16 protein-coding genes, 1 tRNA gene and 1 pseudogene are annotated in these 16,587 nt (G+C 62.4%); 8 read left to right on the forward strand and 10 right to left on the reverse strand.

Annotated elements, in window-relative coordinates:
• Positions 1-103: 103 nt before the first annotated feature.
• A tRNA-Ala gene (locus G5V57_RS10170) sits at positions 104-179 on the reverse strand.
• A gap of 120 nt (positions 180-299) precedes the next feature.
• Between G5V57_RS10170 and G5V57_RS10175 the strand changes: the two genes are divergently transcribed.
• Genes G5V57_RS10175 through folD form a run of 3 tightly spaced genes read left to right on the forward strand, consistent with a single transcriptional unit; the run spans position 300 to position 1,788 of the window.
• On the forward strand, positions 300-587 hold the full coding sequence (locus tag G5V57_RS10175; protein ID WP_165167388.1) for a YggT family protein: 288 nt from the start codon (positions 300-302) through the stop codon (positions 585-587).
• A complete protein-coding gene (locus G5V57_RS10180; RefSeq protein WP_165167389.1) occupies positions 584-910 on the forward strand; it encodes a DUF167 family protein in 327 nt (108 codons plus the stop codon). The genes G5V57_RS10175 and G5V57_RS10180 overlap by 4 nt, the downstream gene beginning before the upstream one ends.
• Complete coding sequence (gene folD, locus G5V57_RS10185; protein ID WP_165167390.1) at positions 907-1,788, forward strand: bifunctional methylenetetrahydrofolate dehydrogenase/methenyltetrahydrofolate cyclohydrolase FolD; 882 nt, start codon at positions 907-909, stop codon at positions 1,786-1,788. Before G5V57_RS10180 ends, folD begins: the two co-directional genes overlap by 4 nt.
• Positions 1,789-1,964: 176 nt before the next feature.
• Here the strand turns inward: folD and G5V57_RS10190 are convergent, their stop codons facing one another.
• The gene (locus G5V57_RS10190) at positions 1,965-2,396 is read right to left on the reverse strand and encodes an Lrp/AsnC family transcriptional regulator (RefSeq protein ID WP_165167391.1); all 432 of its coding nucleotides are present in this window, start codon (positions 2,394-2,396) and stop codon (positions 1,965-1,967) included.
• 124 nt (positions 2,397-2,520) lie between these two features.
• Here G5V57_RS10190 and G5V57_RS10195 point away from each other — a divergent pair, with 124 nt between their 5' ends.
• Complete coding sequence (locus G5V57_RS10195; RefSeq protein WP_165167392.1) at positions 2,521-3,624, forward strand: saccharopine dehydrogenase family protein; 1,104 nt, start codon at positions 2,521-2,523, stop codon at positions 3,622-3,624.
• A 51-nt stretch (positions 3,625-3,675) separates the two neighbouring features.
• Here the strand turns inward: G5V57_RS10195 and ppa are convergent, their stop codons facing one another.
• Positions 3,676-4,212 carry an inorganic diphosphatase gene (gene ppa, locus G5V57_RS10200; RefSeq protein ID WP_165167393.1) on the reverse strand — a complete coding sequence of 179 codons (537 nt, stop codon included), beginning with the start codon at positions 4,210-4,212 and terminating at the stop codon, positions 3,676-3,678.
• Between the two features lie 41 nt (positions 4,213-4,253).
• On the opposite strand from ppa, the gene G5V57_RS10205 reads away from it, so the two are divergent.
• A complete protein-coding gene (locus tag G5V57_RS10205; RefSeq protein ID WP_165167394.1) occupies positions 4,254-4,859 on the forward strand; it encodes a hypothetical protein in 606 nt (201 codons plus the stop codon).
• A 226-nt stretch (positions 4,860-5,085) separates the two neighbouring features.
• Here the strand turns inward: G5V57_RS10205 and G5V57_RS10210 are convergent, their stop codons facing one another.
• The 4 genes from G5V57_RS10210 to G5V57_RS10225 form a co-directional block, all read right to left on the reverse strand.
• A complete protein-coding gene (locus tag G5V57_RS10210; protein WP_165167395.1) occupies positions 5,086-5,358 on the reverse strand; it encodes a chaperone modulator CbpM in 273 nt (90 codons plus the stop codon).
• 1 nt (position 5,359) lies between these two features.
• The gene (locus G5V57_RS10215; protein WP_165167396.1) at positions 5,360-6,259 is read right to left on the reverse strand and encodes a DnaJ C-terminal domain-containing protein; all 900 of its coding nucleotides are present in this window, start codon (positions 6,257-6,259) and stop codon (positions 5,360-5,362) included.
• Positions 6,260-6,315: 56 nt separating this feature from the next.
• Entirely contained in the window at positions 6,316-8,148 is a 1,833-nt protein-coding gene (gene typA, locus G5V57_RS10220) for a translational GTPase TypA (RefSeq protein WP_165167397.1), read from the reverse strand.
• 208 nt (positions 8,149-8,356) lie between these two features.
• Positions 8,357-9,583 carry an SLC13 family permease gene (locus G5V57_RS10225; protein ID WP_165167398.1) on the reverse strand — a complete coding sequence of 409 codons (1,227 nt, stop codon included), beginning with the start codon at positions 9,581-9,583 and terminating at the stop codon, positions 8,357-8,359.
• A 202-nt stretch (positions 9,584-9,785) separates the two neighbouring features.
• On the opposite strand from G5V57_RS10225, the gene G5V57_RS10230 reads away from it, so the two are divergent.
• The 3 genes from G5V57_RS10230 to G5V57_RS10240 all read left to right on the forward strand — a co-directional run bounded on the left by G5V57_RS10230 (position 9,786) and on the right by G5V57_RS10240 (position 13,007).
• Positions 9,786-10,184 carry an Hsp20/alpha crystallin family protein gene (locus G5V57_RS10230; RefSeq protein ID WP_165167399.1) on the forward strand — a complete coding sequence of 133 codons (399 nt, stop codon included), beginning with the start codon at positions 9,786-9,788 and terminating at the stop codon, positions 10,182-10,184.
• A 14-nt stretch (positions 10,185-10,198) separates the two neighbouring features.
• Positions 10,199-12,637: an endopeptidase La gene (gene lon / locus G5V57_RS10235; protein WP_165167400.1), complete on the forward strand. Its 2,439-nt coding sequence runs from the start codon at positions 10,199-10,201 to the stop codon at positions 12,635-12,637.
• Between the two features lie 64 nt (positions 12,638-12,701).
• On the forward strand, positions 12,702-13,007 hold the full coding sequence (locus tag G5V57_RS10240; protein WP_206530240.1) for a DUF5335 family protein: 306 nt from the start codon (positions 12,702-12,704) through the stop codon (positions 13,005-13,007).
• Positions 13,008-13,031: 24 nt separating this feature from the next.
• On the opposite strand, the gene G5V57_RS34315 is transcribed toward G5V57_RS10240, so the two are convergent.
• The 3 genes and pseudogenes from G5V57_RS34315 to G5V57_RS10250 form a co-directional block, all read right to left on the reverse strand.
• Positions 13,032-13,985 carry a DUF1254 domain-containing protein gene (locus G5V57_RS34315; protein ID WP_371744813.1) on the reverse strand — a complete coding sequence of 318 codons (954 nt, stop codon included), beginning with the start codon at positions 13,983-13,985 and terminating at the stop codon, positions 13,032-13,034.
• A 27-nt stretch (positions 13,986-14,012) separates the two neighbouring features.
• Positions 14,013-15,428: pseudogene (locus G5V57_RS34320) on the reverse strand (DUF1254 domain-containing protein); the annotation flags it as partial.
• A gap of 387 nt (positions 15,429-15,815) precedes the next feature.
• Positions 15,816-16,499: a Crp/Fnr family transcriptional regulator gene (locus tag G5V57_RS10250; protein WP_165167402.1), complete on the reverse strand. Its 684-nt coding sequence runs from the start codon at positions 16,497-16,499 to the stop codon at positions 15,816-15,818.
• Positions 16,500-16,587 lie beyond the last annotated feature (88 nt).

The following is a 16,587-nucleotide window of genomic DNA, read 5'->3' on the forward strand; positions in this document are numbered from 1 at the left end:
CGGCGCTAGCGTAATGCCCGGTCGGGATTACACGCAGACTGGCAAGAAATCCGTCAAATTTCCCTTGCTAGAATAATGCCTTACGCCTGATTTGCCTGGGAACTGGTGGAGCAGAGGGGGATCGAACCCCTGACCTCGGCATTGCGAACGCCGCGCTCTCCCAACTGAGCTACTGCCCCGTCCACGCGAGACGGGGCTGTTTAGGGTTCGCCGAACGGGCTGTCAAGCTTTCGCCGCCTTGCACGGAAGGGTGAGGCCCTTTACATCTCAGCCAGGTTCCTCCGGTTCAGGATTTCGGCATGCATCCCATTTTGTGGCTAATCGTCACCATTCTTGACATCTATTTCTGGATCTTGATCGCCATGGTGGTGATGAGCTGGCTGACCGGCTTCAATATCATCAACCGCCAGAATGACATCGTCCGGCAGGTTTCCTATGCCCTCCACCGCCTGACCGAGCCCGTCCTGGCGCCCATAAGGCGCTTCCTGCCTGACCTCGGCGGCATCGATATCTCTCCGGTCGTGGCCCTCATCGCGCTGCAGTTCATCCGTTATCTTGTCGTGTATTATGGTGTGCGCCTCTTTTGAGCCCGCTACCCTTCAGGCCCGAGGCGCAAGGCGGGTCGCTGTTCTTGCGCGTGACACCCAAATCGGCGCGGGCCGGGCTTGCCGGGCTCTTTCACGGCGCCGACGGAAAAGTGTCGCTTCAGGTTAAGGTCACGGCGCAACCGGAAAAGGGCAAGGCCAACGAAGCGGTTATCGACCTGCTGTCCGAGTATTTAGGCCTTCCCCGCAAGGCTTTCACCCTCACCGCCGGCGAGACGAGCCGTCTGAAGACGGTCCATATCGCCGGAGACCCCACCGCCATCGAGCAGACGCTCACCCATCTCATTCAGGGCCAGACACCATGACCGCCAAAGTGATCGACGGAAAAGCCTATGCCGAGGGACTGCGCGCTCGCATCGCCAAGGCCGTCAAGGAGCTCGAGAGCAAACATGGGCTGAAACCCGGCCTCGCCGTCGTCCTCGTCGGCGAGGACCCGGCGAGCAAGGTCTATGTCGCCAACAAGGCGAAGCAGACGGTCGAGGTCGGCATGAATTCCTGGGAGCACCGGCTGGACGCCGCGACCTCGGAGAAGGATCTCTTGGCGCTCGTCGACAAGCTCAATAATGATCCGGCGGTGCATGGCATTCTGGTGCAATTGCCGCTGCCCAAGCAGATAGATTCGACCAAGGTGCTGAATGCCATCAATCCGGCGAAGGATGTCGACGGCTTCCATGTCGTGAATGCCGGCAAGCTCGCCACCGGACAAGATTCGCTCGTTGCCTGCACACCGGTCGGCTCGGTGATGCTGGCCAAGGATGCGCTGGGCAAGCTCGAAGGGCTCGAGGCCGTCATCATCGGCCGCTCGAACATCGTCGGCAAGCCGGTGGCGCAGCTTCTGTTGCAGGAGAACTGCACCGTCACCATTGCGCATTCGAAGACGAAGGACCTTCCCGCTGTCGTGCGCCGCGCCGATCTCGTGATCGCCGCGGTCGGCCGGCCCGAAATGGTGAAAGGCGACTGGATCAAGCCGGGCGCCTGCGTCATCGATGTCGGCATCAACCGTATCGAGCGCGACGGCAAGGGCAAGCTGGTCGGCGATTGCGATTATGCGTCCTGCGCCCAAGTGGCCGGCGCGATCACGCCGGTGCCGGGTGGCGTCGGCCCGATGACCATCGCCTGCCTGCTGCACAATACGGTGCGCGCCGCCTGCGCGCAGAAATCGCTGCCCGTGCCGGAGATGTAGGCAAAGGCGAGGCGCGCAGAAGCCGGAGCTCGACACATCAGCTTCTCCGTTCCGTCATGGCCGGGCCCCGACCCGGCCATCCATAGCATTCGTCATGCAGTCGTTGAGTGGATAGGCTGGATGGCCGCCGCAAGGGCGGCCATGACGAGCTGGGGCGCATTCGCGATTGCGCCTATTCAGCGCGCGATGCGGGTCGAGAGGATGATCGAAGACAGCGTGCGCTCGACCCCGTCGGTTTCGCCGATGCGGTCGATCAGCCGGTCGAGATCGGCGATCGAGGGAGCCGCGATGATGGCGATCAGGTCATAGGGACCGTTGACCGAGTAAAGCGCCGTCACCTCATGGATCGCGTTGAGTTCGGCCGTCACCGCGGACAGCGATTTCGGCGCGATGGTGATGAGCACGTGAGCGCGGATGAGATCGCTCAGATAAGCATCCGACAGCCTGACGCCGTAACCGGCAATGACGCCTTGCCGCTCCAGCCGCTCGATCCTGGCCTGGACGGTGGTGCGCGACAGGCCGAGCCGGCGGGCCAGCGTCGCGACCGGCATGCGGGCATCCTCGCCCAGGAGCGCCAGCAGCTTCCGATCCTTCTCCGATACCTGCATTCTGCCATATACCTTTGGCGATTTGCCTATTTTTATACGGCATTCCGGATAAATCGCCACTAGGAATCGAAAACTACGGCCAGCATCCTGCTAGTATTAAACAAGCCTCAGGGGGGGTCAGCAAATGAAAGACATCGTGGTCATGGGCGCCGGCAAGATCGGCGGCGCCATCGCGCGGATGCTGGCGGCAAGCGGCGAGTACCGCGCCACTGTCGCCGACCGCAGCGAAGCGCAACTGGCCGCCATCACACCCCATAAGGCGATATCGACTTCGTTGGTGGATATCGCCGATGGCAGCGCGCTCGAAACACTGCTCGCCGGCCGTTACGCGGTGCTCTCAGCCGCCCCTTTCCATCTCACCGGCCGCGTGGCCGAGATCGCCGCCAAGGCCCAGGTGCATTATCTCGATCTGACCGAGGACGTCGCCACCACGCGCAAGGTCGAGGCGATCGCCGCGGGCGCCGGGACGGCGCTCATCCCGCAATGCGGACTGGCACCCGGCTTCATTTCGATCGTCGCCCATGATCTGACGCGCCATTTCGACACGCTCGACAGCGTGCGCATGCGCGTCGGCGCCTTGCCGCAATATCCCTCGAACGCGCTCAATTACAATCTCACCTGGAGCACCGACGGGCTCATCAACGAATATATCGAACCCTGCGAGGCGATCGTCGAAGGCCGGCTGGTGGCGATGCCGGCCATGGAAGAGCGCGAGGAATTCTCGCTCGATGGCGTCACCTACGAAGCCTTCAACACCTCGGGCGGCCTCGGCACCCTGGCGAAGACGCTGGAGGGCCGGGTGCGCACGATGAATTATCGCACCATCCGCTATCCCGGCCACCAGGCGATCATGAAGGCGCTCCTCAACGATCTCAACCTGAAGAACCGCCGCGACGTGCTGAAGGATCTGTTCGAGAACGCGCTGCCCGCCACGATGCAGGATGTCGTGGTCATCTTCGTCACCGTCTGCGGCTGGAAGGACGCGCGCTATCTCCAGGAGACCTACGCCAAGAAGGTCTATGCCGGCACGGTCGCGGGAGAAGACATGAGCGCCATCCAGATCACCACCGCGGCCGGCATCTGTACCCTTCTCGACCTTCTCAGCTACGGCAGATTGCGCCGGCAAGGCTTCGTGCGGCAGGAGGAGGTAGCCCTTGCCGACTTCCTCGCCAATCGCTTCGGGCGCGTCTATGACGCCGAGCCGGTAAAGCTGGCGAAGGCGGGATAGGGCGGGCCGGCAACCGGCGGAGTCGGTTCGACCCCGCCGGCGATTGATGTGCTACGCTTTCGCCTGCTTGGCCCGCTCGATCGCCTCGACGATCATCTGCTCGGCCGCCGCGGCGTCGCCCCAACCCGTTACCTTGACCCACTTGCCGGTCTCGAGATCCTTGTAGTGCTCGAAGAAATGCTGGATCTGCTGGATCGTGATCTCCGGCAGGTCGGTGTAATTATGCACATTCTCGTAGCGCCTTGTGAGCCTCGGCACCGGCACCGCGATGATCTTCTCATCACCACCCGCCTCGTCCTGCATGAAGAGGACGCCGACGGGACGCACCGCGACCAAGGCACCCGGCACGATGCCGCGCTGATTGGCGATCAACACGTCGCACGGATCGCCGTCCAGCGAGAGAGTGTGCGGAATGAAACCGTAATTGCCGGGATAACGCATCGACGTATAGAGGAAGCGGTCGACCACCAGAGTGCCCGCCGCCTTGTCCATCTCATATTTGATGGGTTCGCCGCCGACCGGGACCTCGACGATGACATTCACCTCCTTGGGTGGATATTTGCCGGTCGATATGGCATCAATTCGCATGAGCAGGCACCTCTAATGACGTCAGTTGAGGCCTTCTTTGCATGAAACGCCTACTCTTTCCAATAGCTCTCACCGTCTTTCCTATTTCCGTTGCGGCAGCGGAAATCTCCAGTGTTTACAGTGAGCTGGACCTTAAGAAGTGCGAAAAGCTGGCCCTCCAGGAGACCGAGGACGAGGGCGGCGAATGGCGGTGCCGCGGCATCAGGGATTATGACGTGCGTGTCTGGGAGGGCGATCTGCGCAGCTTCGTGGGCTTCGGCAGGCAAGCGCCGGCGCAATGCGCCGCGATGCAGACATTCGGCGCCTTCAACTCCTTAGGCCCCCGGGTCGAGTGGCGCATGAGGGACGGCAAGCCCTTCGCCACGATCCTGCGCTGGTTTACGGAATCGAGCGCCGATGACGGCGCCCCGGTCAAGCAGAACTGGCTGGTGGTCACCAAGCTCGACGGCGCCGATGCGTGCCACATCGCCTATGTCGACACGAAATACACCGATGCCAATGAAGTAGCCCGCCAGCGCGCCGACGAACGCGCCCAGACATTCGACTGCGCCAAGGACATGCCGGAGATCTTCTCGGCGCGCGGCGGCAGCGCCACCGACTACGCGAGCGGCATGCCCTGCCCCGGCGGACCTTATCGGGAAGAGTGAACCAATACCTCGCCCCGCGCAGCGCAGGGCTGTCCGGGGAAATTCATTGCAGTACATCAGGCCTTACCTGTTTTCCCCTTCTCCCGCAGGCGGGAGAAGGGGAACGAAGGTGAGTTCTGAGTCTCGCTAGAGAAGACGTGTCTCGAAACCCAATCTTTATGTGATTTTCTCTGGCATGTCGCAAGTTTCCCCGGACAGCCCTGCGCGCAGCGGGGAGAGGGTATTCTCAACTTCGTTTCGCATGATCCAACGTCTCGCGCAGGACGCGCCTCAGCCCGTGGATCTGGTCGAGCAGATTGAGGATCACATCAATGCCGTCGTCATTGACGCCCATATTCTGTTTGAGGTCGCAGATGAGATCGCAGCGCGCCTGATCGGCTTCCGACAAAGGCTGGCCGATGGCACTTTCCTCGATCGTGATCCATCCTGCCGACGCCCATTCGCGCAAAGTGTCCTCGTTGTAGCGGACGGCGAACAGCACCGTGCTCTTCTTGCGCATCTCACACCTCCATCGCCCGGCGCGGATCATAGGCTTTCGCCTTGCTCCAGCGCGCGATGAATTCTTCAAGTTCCGGATCGGGCTTCTCGGGCAGCATCACCTTCAGTGTCACATATTGATCGCCCTGGCCGCCGCCGGCCTTGGCGACGCCCTTGCCCTTGAGGCGGAGCACCGTGCCGCTATTGGCGCCCTTGGGGATGTTCAGCAATACGTCGCCCGAAGGCGTCGGCGTCTTGACCTTGCCGCCCAACACGGCTTCGGCGAGCGAGATCGGCAGCTCGATGCGGATATTGTCGTCCTCGCGCGTGAAGAAGGGATGCGGACGCACTTCGATTTCGATCAGGGCGTCGCCGGGCTCGCCGCCATTATAGCCGGGCCGGCCTTTGCCTTTGAGGCGCAGGGTTTGCCCATCGCGCGTCCCGGCCGGGATGGTGACGGTGATCTCGGAGCCGTCGGGAAGCGACAGCTGCGGCTTCGCGCCATTGACGGCACTGAGAAAGTCGACGGCCAGATGATAGCGCACATCGCCGCCGCGCATTTTGACATTGGCGCCGCGCCGCCCGAATATTTCCGACAGAATGTCCTCGTCGCCGAAATCGGCATAGCCCTGCTCGAACCCCCGCCCGCCGGCCTGGCCGCTTTCGGCGAAGTCCCGATAGTAGCGCCGCTGCGGTTTTTCCGCGCCCGAGGCGTCGATCTCGCCACGGTCATAGCGGCCGCGCTTCTCGGCGTCACCAAGCAGATCATAGGCCGCCGTGACGTCCTTGAATTTCTCCTCGGCGCTCTTGTCGCCGGGATTGAGATCCGGATGATGTTTTTTGGCGAGGCGGCGATACGCCTTCTGGATATCGTCCGCCGAGGCGTTCTTGGCGACGCCCAGTATTTCATAAGGGTCGGTCATGCCGGAAGTCTAACCTCCTTCCGGCAGAGCGACAACGATTCCTGGAATGCTCCGAATTACGCGGCGCTCTCGGCTTCCTTGGCGCGGCTGGCGCGCTTTCTCTCATGCGGGTCGAGCAGCGTCTTGCGCAGGCGGATCGACTGCGGCGTCACCTCGACAAGTTCATCCTCGCCGACATAGGCCAGCGCCTTTTCCAGCGTCATGCGGATCGGCGGGACGAGCAGCAAGGCATCGTCCTTGCCGGCGGCACGGACGTTGCTGAGCTTCTTGCCTTTGAGAACATTGAGCTCGAGATCATTGCCGCGCGTATGCTCGCCGATGATCATGCCGGCATAGACCTTGGCGCCCGGATCGATGAACATGGGCCCGCGATCCTGCAGGTTGAAGATCGCATAGGCGACCGCTTCACCATCGCCATTGGAAATGAGGGCGCCTGTATGGCGGCCGGGGATCTCGCCCACATGCGGCGCGTAATCATGGAAGATGCGGTTCATGATCGCGGTGCCGCGCGTATCCGACAGGAGTTCCGACTGATAGCCGATGAGGCCGCGGGTCGGCGCATGGAAGACGATGCGCTGGCGCCCGGCGCCTGACGGCCGCATGTCCTTCATCTCGGCGCGACGCTCGGACAGTTTCTGCACCACGATGCCGGTGAAATTCTCATCGACGTCGATGATCACTTCCTCGATCGGCTCGAGCTTCTGACCTGTGGCCTCGTCGGTACGGAACACCACGCGCGGGCGGCCGACGGTCAATTCGAAGCCTTCGCGGCGCATGGTCTCGATGAGGATGCCGAGCTGCAATTCGCCGCGGCCGGCCACTTCGAAAGCATCGGTCTCATTGGGCGACGCCGTCACCCGCAAGGCGACATTGCCTTCGGCCTCGCGGAACAGGCGATCGCGGATGACGCGGCTCTGCACCTTGTCGCCTTCCTTGCCGGCAAGCGGCCCGTCATTGATGCGGAAGGTCATGGTCAGTGTCGGCGGATCGATCGGCTGCGCCGCGATCGGTTCGCTCACCGCGACGTCGCAGATCGTGTCCGCCACTGTCGCCTGGGTCAGTCCGGCAAGGGCGACGATGTCGCCGGCCTGGATCTCGTCAACCGGCTGACGCTCGAGGCCGCGGAAGGCCAGCACCTTCGAGGCGCGGCCCTGCTCAACGAGCCGGCCGTCGCGCGCCAGCGCCTTGACCGCCTGGTTCGCCTTGATACTGCCGGAGCTTATGCGCCCGGTGAGGATGCGGCCGAGAAACGGATTGGCCTCGATGGTCGTCACCAGCATGCGGAACGGGCCTTCCTCGACGGTGGGCGCCGGCACATGGCGGACCACCAGATCGAACAGGGGCGCCATCGAATCCTGCGGGCCTTCCGGCTTTTCGGCCATCCAGCCTTGCTTGGTTGAGCCGTAAAGGATGGGAAAATCGAGTTGCTCATCGCTCGCATCAAGGGCGGCGAAAAGATCGAACACCTCGTTGACCACTTCGACATGACGCTGATCGGGACGGTCGATCTTGTTGATGGCGACGATCGGCTTGAGGCCGATCTTGAGCGCTTTCTGCAGCACGAATTTGGTCTGCGGCATCGGGCCTTCGGCGGCATCGACGAGCAGCACGGCGCCGTCCACCATATTGAGGATGCGCTCGACCTCGCCGCCGAAATCAGCATGGCCCGGCGTATCGACGATATTGATGCGGGTATCTTTCCAGACGAGCGATGTCACCTTGGCGAGGATGGTGATGCCGCGCTCGCGCTCGAGGTCGTTCGAATCCATCGCGCGCTCGGCGACCTTCTGATTGTCGCGGAAGGCGCCGGACTGCGAGAGCAGCCGGTCGATCATGGTGGTCTTGCCGTGGTCGACATGGGCGATGATGGCGATATTGCGCAGTTTCATGGCGCGGTGACTTTCCAGAAAAAATCTGTCAAGGCCACCCTGACCTTAGGAAACCCCTAAGGCCCGGAACATGGCCAATTTCAATAGATAAAGAGCGGGATTCACGCGGAAACCGGCCTGTTCCCGCCATCCTGCCCTGGATTCGGGCCGGGGCTTAGCACAGGTCGGGGCCTCAAGCGAGCCCATTTTCGGGGCATTTTCGCGGCAGCTAGAACACCATCAGCCCTGTAGCCCACAGCCAGAGTGTAGTGACGGCGAGGCTCGCCAGCGTCATTGGAATGCCGGAGCGGGCGAAATCCATGAAGCTCAGAGAGGCGCCCTGAGCCCTCGCCCGCTCGGCGACGATGATATTGCACATCGAGCCGGTGAGCAGCAGGTTGCCGGCAAAGGTGGAAAGCAGCGCCAGGCCCGCCAACGCACCCTGGGACAAATCCGGAAGGAGCTGCAGGATCAGGATGACCGCCGGCACATTGCCGATCGTGTTGGAGGCGGCGAGCGTCACCGGCAGCATCACTGAGAGGCGTTCGGGAAGAACGCCGAGCCCCGCGAGCCAGGCGAGCCCGTCCTGGGCGAGACCGGCCTTGCCGAAGGCGGCGGTCACGCCGAACAGGCAGATGAAGAGCAAGAGCAGGTGCCAGTCGACCGAGCCGATCATTTCGTGTGAGGAGAGCCGCCGCGACAGGAGCAGGCACCCGGCGACCGCCAGCGCGCTCAGTTCGCGCGGCAGCGGCGTGAGGAAGAGAGCGATGAGGGCCAGGACCGCGATGAGGCCCTTCAGGGTCTGGAACCGGTCGATCGCCACCGGCTCAACGGGAGCGGCCGCAATCGGTGCGCTGAGCGCTTTGCGCCAGGTTGCCAGGACCGCCCAATAGACGAAAGCGAGCGAAGCGAGGACCGGCGGCAGGGAGATGAGAAAATAGCGCCAGAAGTCGAGCCCGCCCGCCTGGCCGATCAGGATATTCTGCGGATTGCCGATGAGGGTTGCCGCCGAGCCGGCATTGGCCGCGCCTGCCAGCGCCACGAGATAGGGCCTTGGATCGAGCTTCTGGGAGAGGAGGCCGGCACAGATGAGCGGCGTGAAGGCGAAGACGATGACGTCATTGGTAAGGATGGCCGAGAGAAGGCCGGTGACGGCGATGAGAAGGGCGAGCAGCACCTTCGGATTCCGGGCGGCATGCGTCACCCGCGCCGCGACGAGGCGATAGAAGCCCGATTGCTCGAACTGAGCGGAAAGGATCATCAGGGCGAAGAGCAGCGCGATCGTCGGCATGTCGACCGCACGGCCGGCTTCCTCCAGGCTGAGTTCGCCGAAGGCGAGCAGCACGATGAGCCCGAGCAGCGCCACGCCGGTGCGCTCGACGGCGAGCCCCGGCACCCGGCCGAGCGCCATGCCGACATAGACGAGGATGAAGACAGTGACGGCGAGTGAGGTCAAGACGGGGGAACGTTTAGTGGAGAGGATGAGCGGGTGTAACACGCCTCCCCCGATCGCAAAAGCGAGCTCGACTTACCGTCATCCCATGCCGCCACGTACAATTGACAGGCATTGGAGCGTGGGTCTCTTATACAGGCATCATGAAGTTCCCGGTTCCCCGGGAGGTTCGTGGGCCGCCACCACAGCGAGAAGGAGCCGGGCGATGTCGATTGATCCCCGCAATTGGATGTGGAACGAAGCCTGCGCTTTCATCGAGCGCGCGGAAAATTTGCATCGCCAGCCTCAGCTCTCCGATGCGCCCGCGGCCAGCTGGATTCCCCCGATCGACATATTCGAGGACGACGACAACGTGATTCTGATGGTGGCCCTGCCGGGCGTCGCCCCTGATGATCTCGACATCCGAATGGAAGACGGCACTGTTGTCATCCGCGGCCGGCAGCGTCTGCCGCGGCTCGCCCGCCGTGCCCTTATTCATCGTCTCGAAATTCCCCATGGGGGATTTGAGCGGCGGGTCCATATGCCGTCCGGCTGGGGGCTTACCGGCAGGACGGAATTCAGAGACGGCCTGCTGACCCTGCTCTTCGCCAGACAGGAAATCTGACTGACAGGTGGATCATGTCCGACACACGCCCCAATCCGGATCCGGCGCGGCAACCTGAACGCACTGCGCCACTGCCTGATGATGCCCTGGTTTTACTTCCGGCGCGTCAAGCCGTTCTGTTTCCCGGCATCGTGCTGCCGCTGACCCTCAACCGGCCGGCGTCGATCGCCGCCGCTCAGGAGGCGGTCCGGCACGAGAAGAACATCGGGGTTCTTTTGCAACGCGATCCCGCGGTCGACGAGCCGACCGCAGAGCAGCTCTATCGCGTCGGAACCGCGGCGGAGATATTGCGCTATGTGACCGCCCCGGACGGGACGCATCACCTGATCTGCCGGGGTGTTCGGCGCATCCGTATCCTGGAGTTCCTTTCCGGCTATCCTTTCCTGGCGGCGCGGGTCGAGGAGATCGGAACATCCGAGGTCATGACGCCCGAGATCGAGGCACGGGTCCGGCTCCTGAAACAGCGCGCCCAGGAAGCCCTGCAATTGCTGCCGAACTTTCCGGCTGAAATGGGCGCGGCCATCGAAGGACTCGACTCGCCATCGGCCCTTGCCGATTTCGTCGCCGGCGTCAGCGACGCGAAGCCCGCGGAGAAGCAGGAGATTCTCGAAGCGGTCGAAGTGATGGAGCGGCTCGACAAGGTGCTCGTGCTCATTGGCGAGCGCCTCAAGGTACTGCGGCTGACCAAGGAGATCGGCGAGCAGACCCAGCACTCTTTGTCCTTGCAGCAGCGTCAGCACATTCTGCGCGAGCAGCTCCGCCAGATTCAGAAGGAACTCGGCGAAGGCGACGAGAAATCGGCCGAGATCGCCGAGCTCGGCGAGCGGGTCGAAAAGGCGCAAATGCCCAAGGAGGCGAAGGAGCAGGCCGACAAGGAATTGAAGAGGCTGGAGCGGATGCCGGAGGCCGCCGCCGAATATGCCATGATCCGCACCTATCTCGACTGGCTGATCGACCTGCCCTGGTCGAAGCTTGCGCCCGAACGCATCGACATCGCCGAAGCGCGGCGCATCCTCGACGAGGAGCATTACGGCCTCGACAAGGTGAAGCGGCGCATTCTCGAATTCCTCGCCGTGCGCAAGCTGAATCCGGACGGCAAGAGCCCGATCCTCTGCTTCATCGGACCGCCGGGTGTCGGCAAGACTTCGCTGGGGCAGAGCATCGCTCATGCGACGGGCCGGAAATTCGCGCGCATCAGCCTCGGCGGCGTGCATGACGAGGCCGAGATCCGCGGTCATCGCCGGACCTATATCGGCGCCCTGCCCGGCAACATCATCCAGGCCATGCGCCGGGCCGAGATCCGCAATCCGGTCCTGATGCTGGACGAGATGGACAAGCTCGGCGCGGGCTTCCAGGGCGATCCCGCATCCGCCCTTCTCGAGGTTCTGGACCCTGAGCAGAACTCGACCTTCCGCGACAACTATCTCGCGGTCCCCTTCGATCTTTCGAAAGTTTTGTTCATCGGAACCGCAAATGTCGCCGATACCATTCCAGGACCGGTCCGCGACCGCATGGAGATCATCGAGATCCCGAGCTATATCGACGAGGAGAAGCTCGAGATCGCCAAGCGCTATCTGGTCAAGCGGCAGCTCGCGGCAGCCGGGCTGACGCCTGAACAATGCGAGATCACCGATGAAGCGCTCCGCGGCATCATCCGCGACTACACGCGCGAGGCCGGTGTCAGGAACCTCGAACGCGAGATCGGCGCGGTGTGCCGGCATGCCGCCATGCGCATCGCAGAGAAAGGCGACGAGAGGCTGCGTGTCACCGGGGAGACCCTGGCCACCATACTCGGACCGGCGCGTTTCGAACGCGAGAGCGCGATGCGCACCAGCATTCCTGGAGTCGCCACCGGCCTTGCCTGGACACCGGTCGGCGGCGACATCCTGTTCATCGAGGCGACGCGCACGCCCGGCAACGGCAGACTCGTCCTCACCGGGCAGCTCGGCGATGTCATGAAGGAGAGCGCGCAGGCCGCCTTGACCCTGGCCAAGGGGCGCACCGCGGAGCTCGGCGTCGATATCGACAGCTTCGAAAGATCGGACATTCACATTCACGTACCCGCGGGCGCCATCCCCAAGGACGGACCGAGCGCGGGCGTCGCCATGTTCACCGCGCTCGCCTCGCTTCTCACCGGCCGTACCGTGCGCAGCGATACGGCGATGACCGGCGAAATCTCGCTGCGCGGGCTGGTACTGCCCATCGGCGGCGTGAAGGAGAAGGTCCTGGCGGCGATACGCGCCGGCATCACCACCGTTCTGCTGCCGGCGCGCAATCGCAAAGACCTGGAAGACGTTCCGGAAAGCGCCCGCCAGCATGTCCGCTTCGTTTGGCTCGACACGGTCGAAGACGCCGTGGCGGCCGCGTTGGAAGCACCTGGCGAAACCTCCCCGGCGGCCGATGCGCCGCAAGTGTCCACCACGCACAAGCGCGCCGCCCGGTCACGCAGTTGATGCCATGACCATCAACCGTTGCTCAGGAGGAGCTCATGCCCCGCAATGTCATCGACAAGCCTGAATGGCAGAGATTTCTCGACCGGGTCTCCAGGGCCTCGCCGGCAAGCAGGTGGAGATCGAGGTTGCCGCGCTGGGCCTCGGCGATCAGATCCTGACGCAATGGGTTCCTGTCCTGGGCCTCGTCTATGAGCCGAAGAGCAACTCGGTGGAGATCGCCGTCGAAGGTCTCGACCACATGATCCGCGACCCCAAGGCCGTCTATGCCGAGCAGGATCGAGGCGAGGTGACGAGCATCGAGATCATCGACAAGGACGATGTCAGGCAGATCTTGAAATTCCGCGATACGCTGCTTCTGCCGGCGCCGTGAAGCGCGGGCGCCGTCCTTCATCCGTCAGTTCAGAGGTTCCGCCTCCGGAAACTTCCATTTGCCGCTCAGGATTTCGGCCTTGGGACGGTAGAGCCGGACCATGTAGTTCCAGCCCTCCATGGTCGGAATGCAGTTCACGATCTTGCCGTCACAGCCGCCGAACTGGACCGAGACGGATCCATCGCTATCTTTCTTGGCCGTGATGTTATTCAGCGTGTAGACATTGAGCGGATTGGGCACATAATAGCCATCGGCATTGTACACGCTGACCGACCAGAAGCTTCCAACCGGGACATCACGCGTCCTGAGCCTGTAGACGGTCTTGCCGTCGTTTCTCTCAGGCACGATGTTCAGATATATGGCGTCCTTGTCCGGATTGCCGCCCCAGCCGGACGCTGCGCCGAGCAGGAATCGTACCGGATCGACGTCGCTCTTTTTGCCGAACATCCGGTTCTTGTCGGGCAGCGTGTCGGCCAGCACGATCAGCGCATCACGGACCTTCTTCTGGCTCGCCATGTCCCAGTTCGGGACCTCGAATGCGCCGATCTTCTTCTGTTTTACCCGGACAGCATCCTGCAGCGCATGGACCTTCCTGAGGTCATCGGGATCGCCCGGATCGGCCAGGATGCGGATCGCGGCCACGAAATACCGTGTCCCGATCTTCTTGCGATCGAAGGTATGTGTTCCCGCTCCATAATACACATCGTAAGTATACTGGTTCTCGTCGATGACTTGCATCGACAGGAAGCGCTTGCCGGAATCCGGCAGCGTGATCGTGACCGGGCCGGCGTCGAGATCGAAGACGGCGGATGAGTACAGCGTATCGCGATTGAGCCTGATCACCGACTGCTTGTCGAGCGGCGCCATCTCACGCGTGTGATCGAACTTGCCAAAACCGCCATTCTTGACGACGCCGCCGAAATAGAGATCGGACTCGGCGCGGGCGAAGTTTTCGATGGTGACCGGCACGCTCGGCACCTCCTGCGCACCGGCCTTGTCGGCGACGCGCTCGAGCGGCGGCTGCTTCCACCGCCCGTCAAGGGCTTCGGGCTTCGGCCAATAGAGCCGCAGCGTCGTCCAGAACGGGCCTTTAGGCGTGGGCAGCCAGTTCGTCTCCTTGTCCTTTCCGGGGGAGTCATGCTGCAGATAGATGGTGATGCCGCCATCGGCGTCGCGCTTCAGGTCGGCAAGCATCGGAGAGTTGATCAGATAGCGGTTGATGGGGTTGGCGACGAGCAGGCTTGCCGGCAATTCATACATTGTCAGCGACCAGAACGAATTGACCGGCGGCAGATCACCGGGAGCGAAGCGCAGGATATAGCGGTTCTTGGCGCCGTCGAGTGGCTGCCCCGCCGCATCGACGAAATAGTTGGGATACAGCGCCTCTTCCTTGGAGTTTCCATAGATACCGAAGGCCGCCGAGGACATGCGGGCGAGATAATCATTGGCCAGGAACTCGCGCGTCCCGAAACCGTCAGCGGCAGTTCGCTTGCCTGTGTCGACGACGGCTGCCTTGAACTCGGCCAGCGCCTGCCATGCATCCGCCATGCCGGCCGCGATCGCATCGCGAAGTTCAGGTGCGAGCTTGTCCGCTTCGAAGGCCTGGCCCGGGACGATGCCGATTTTGGCCAATCGTGCGCGCAGATCCGTCTCGCTCGGATGCGTCGGCGCAAACTGCAGGACGAAGTTCAACTCGTCGAAGAAGTCGAGGGAAGTGCGCTGCGCCTCCGGCGACAAGGGACGGAAGAAAGTGATTGCGGGGGCGGCCGGCGGCGCCGGCTGGCCGAGGAACGCGGAGAGCGGCTGGACCTTATAGCCCGCCTGCACGGCTTTCACGTTTTCGATATCTTCCGGCCCTTTCAGCTGCGTGCGGAAGAGAACGAAGGCAAGCTCGGTTTCCGAGCGGATGACCTGCTTGATGCCGGCGGGCGCCTCCCCTTTCCAGTTCGGTCCGGCGAGCAGAAAGTTTCCGGCCTCATTGCCGGTCGCGCGGCTGCCGACATAAGCGAAATTGAATGTATTGAGGTCGATGAACTGGAGCGAATAATAGCGATCCGCTTCGACCGCCGGAACCGAGATGACGAGCGGCTCGCTGCGCAGGTCCGCGCCGAGTTGCGAATAGGGCGTATCCGAGTTCGGCGTCTGGATGGCTTTGTCATCAGGCGTGAAGACCCGGCCGACATTGTTGATCGTGTTCCACGGCGCCTTGAATTCCGTACTGTCCCGGTCGACAAAATATGAATGGAGAATCCGATAATTATCGACCAAGGGAAAGCCGTAGATCGTTGCCTCCTTGGCGATTGCCCGGACTTCGTCAGTGTTCGGGCCGGTGGCCGACGCAAACGCCCCGAATGCGTTCGCGGCCAAACCTGCGATCAAGATTCCGGCGGCGCACAAGCACCGCAAAAGACTTGCATTCATTCCGGGTATACTCCCTGCTGCTCGGCCGCAGACACTTTGCATGACATCGACAAATGGGGAAGCTCATCGGCCCGCCTTCAAGTCCAATTCGCTCCGCTGCGGGGAATGATACTCATCGCCCGCAAAAGAGTCTGTCCCGAACCGGACAATTTGGCGAGTATCGGAAATGAACCACCAGGGCGAAGGCGCTCCACCTTGACACAACCCGTGATCTGTCAAATGCCGTGCCTCTTCCCATAGAGGCAAAGCTTGCAGAGTTCCTGGGATTGCTCGCTCGTGGGCGCGTGCTTGCGCCGCTTGCGTTCAGCCACCGAGGCCCGAGACACAGCGAGATGACATTCGACGCGATCGTCGCCGAATCGCATTTAGCGGACTGAGTGAAGAAGATCAGTCTTCCTCGGAAGCGAAACGGCGAAGGCCCTCGGCATCATTGATCATGATCGACCGGTAAGTATTGGCAATCCAGCCGGCCGCAGCGAAACGTTTCAGGGCGGCATTCACTTGTTTGCGCGAGACATTGGCCATCAGCCCGAGCTCGGTCTGTGTGAGGGGGATCGATACCGCGCCTACCCAGGTAAGACGATGGAGGATGGAGGCGATGCGCCGATCAACCCGGGGTTTCTGAAGGTCGTGGATCACACGGATAAGGACATCGCACCCATAGATCGAAATGAACCCGAAGTAGCGCAACAACTCGGGTTCACGGGCCACCATTTGATCCATTGCATCCAACGGCAGATGCATCATCCAGGTATCGGTGATCGCGCGCATTTCACCCCGTCGAGGTTGCCTGGTCATGAAACATCCCTCTCCCGTCCAGGCACCCGGCACGCCCAGGTGAATCAGCCGCGGCGTGGCGGTGGGAGGAGCCGTATTGATCGTGAGGATGCCATGGACGAGGCCATAGATGCCACCGATCGGATCTCCGAGACGAAACACCGTCTGACCTGGAGAGAAACGCATCAAGACGGACCGTCGCAACACTTCCGAACGGAACGCCGCGGGCAGCTGGGAGAGCCAGCCTTGCTGGCTCATGGTGTTTTCCGCCTTCATACGGGTGATTCGCACCATCGATTGCCTCCCCTTTCGTCCCCATCAGGACAATTATCGTGGCTCGGCCTAAACTAGCGCGGGAAGCGAAAGAGGGGATACTGGTTTC

It is taken from the genome of Nordella sp. HKS 07, from assembly GCF_011046735.1.
Taxonomy (GTDB): Bacteria; Pseudomonadota; Alphaproteobacteria; order Rhizobiales; family Aestuariivirgaceae; genus Taklimakanibacter.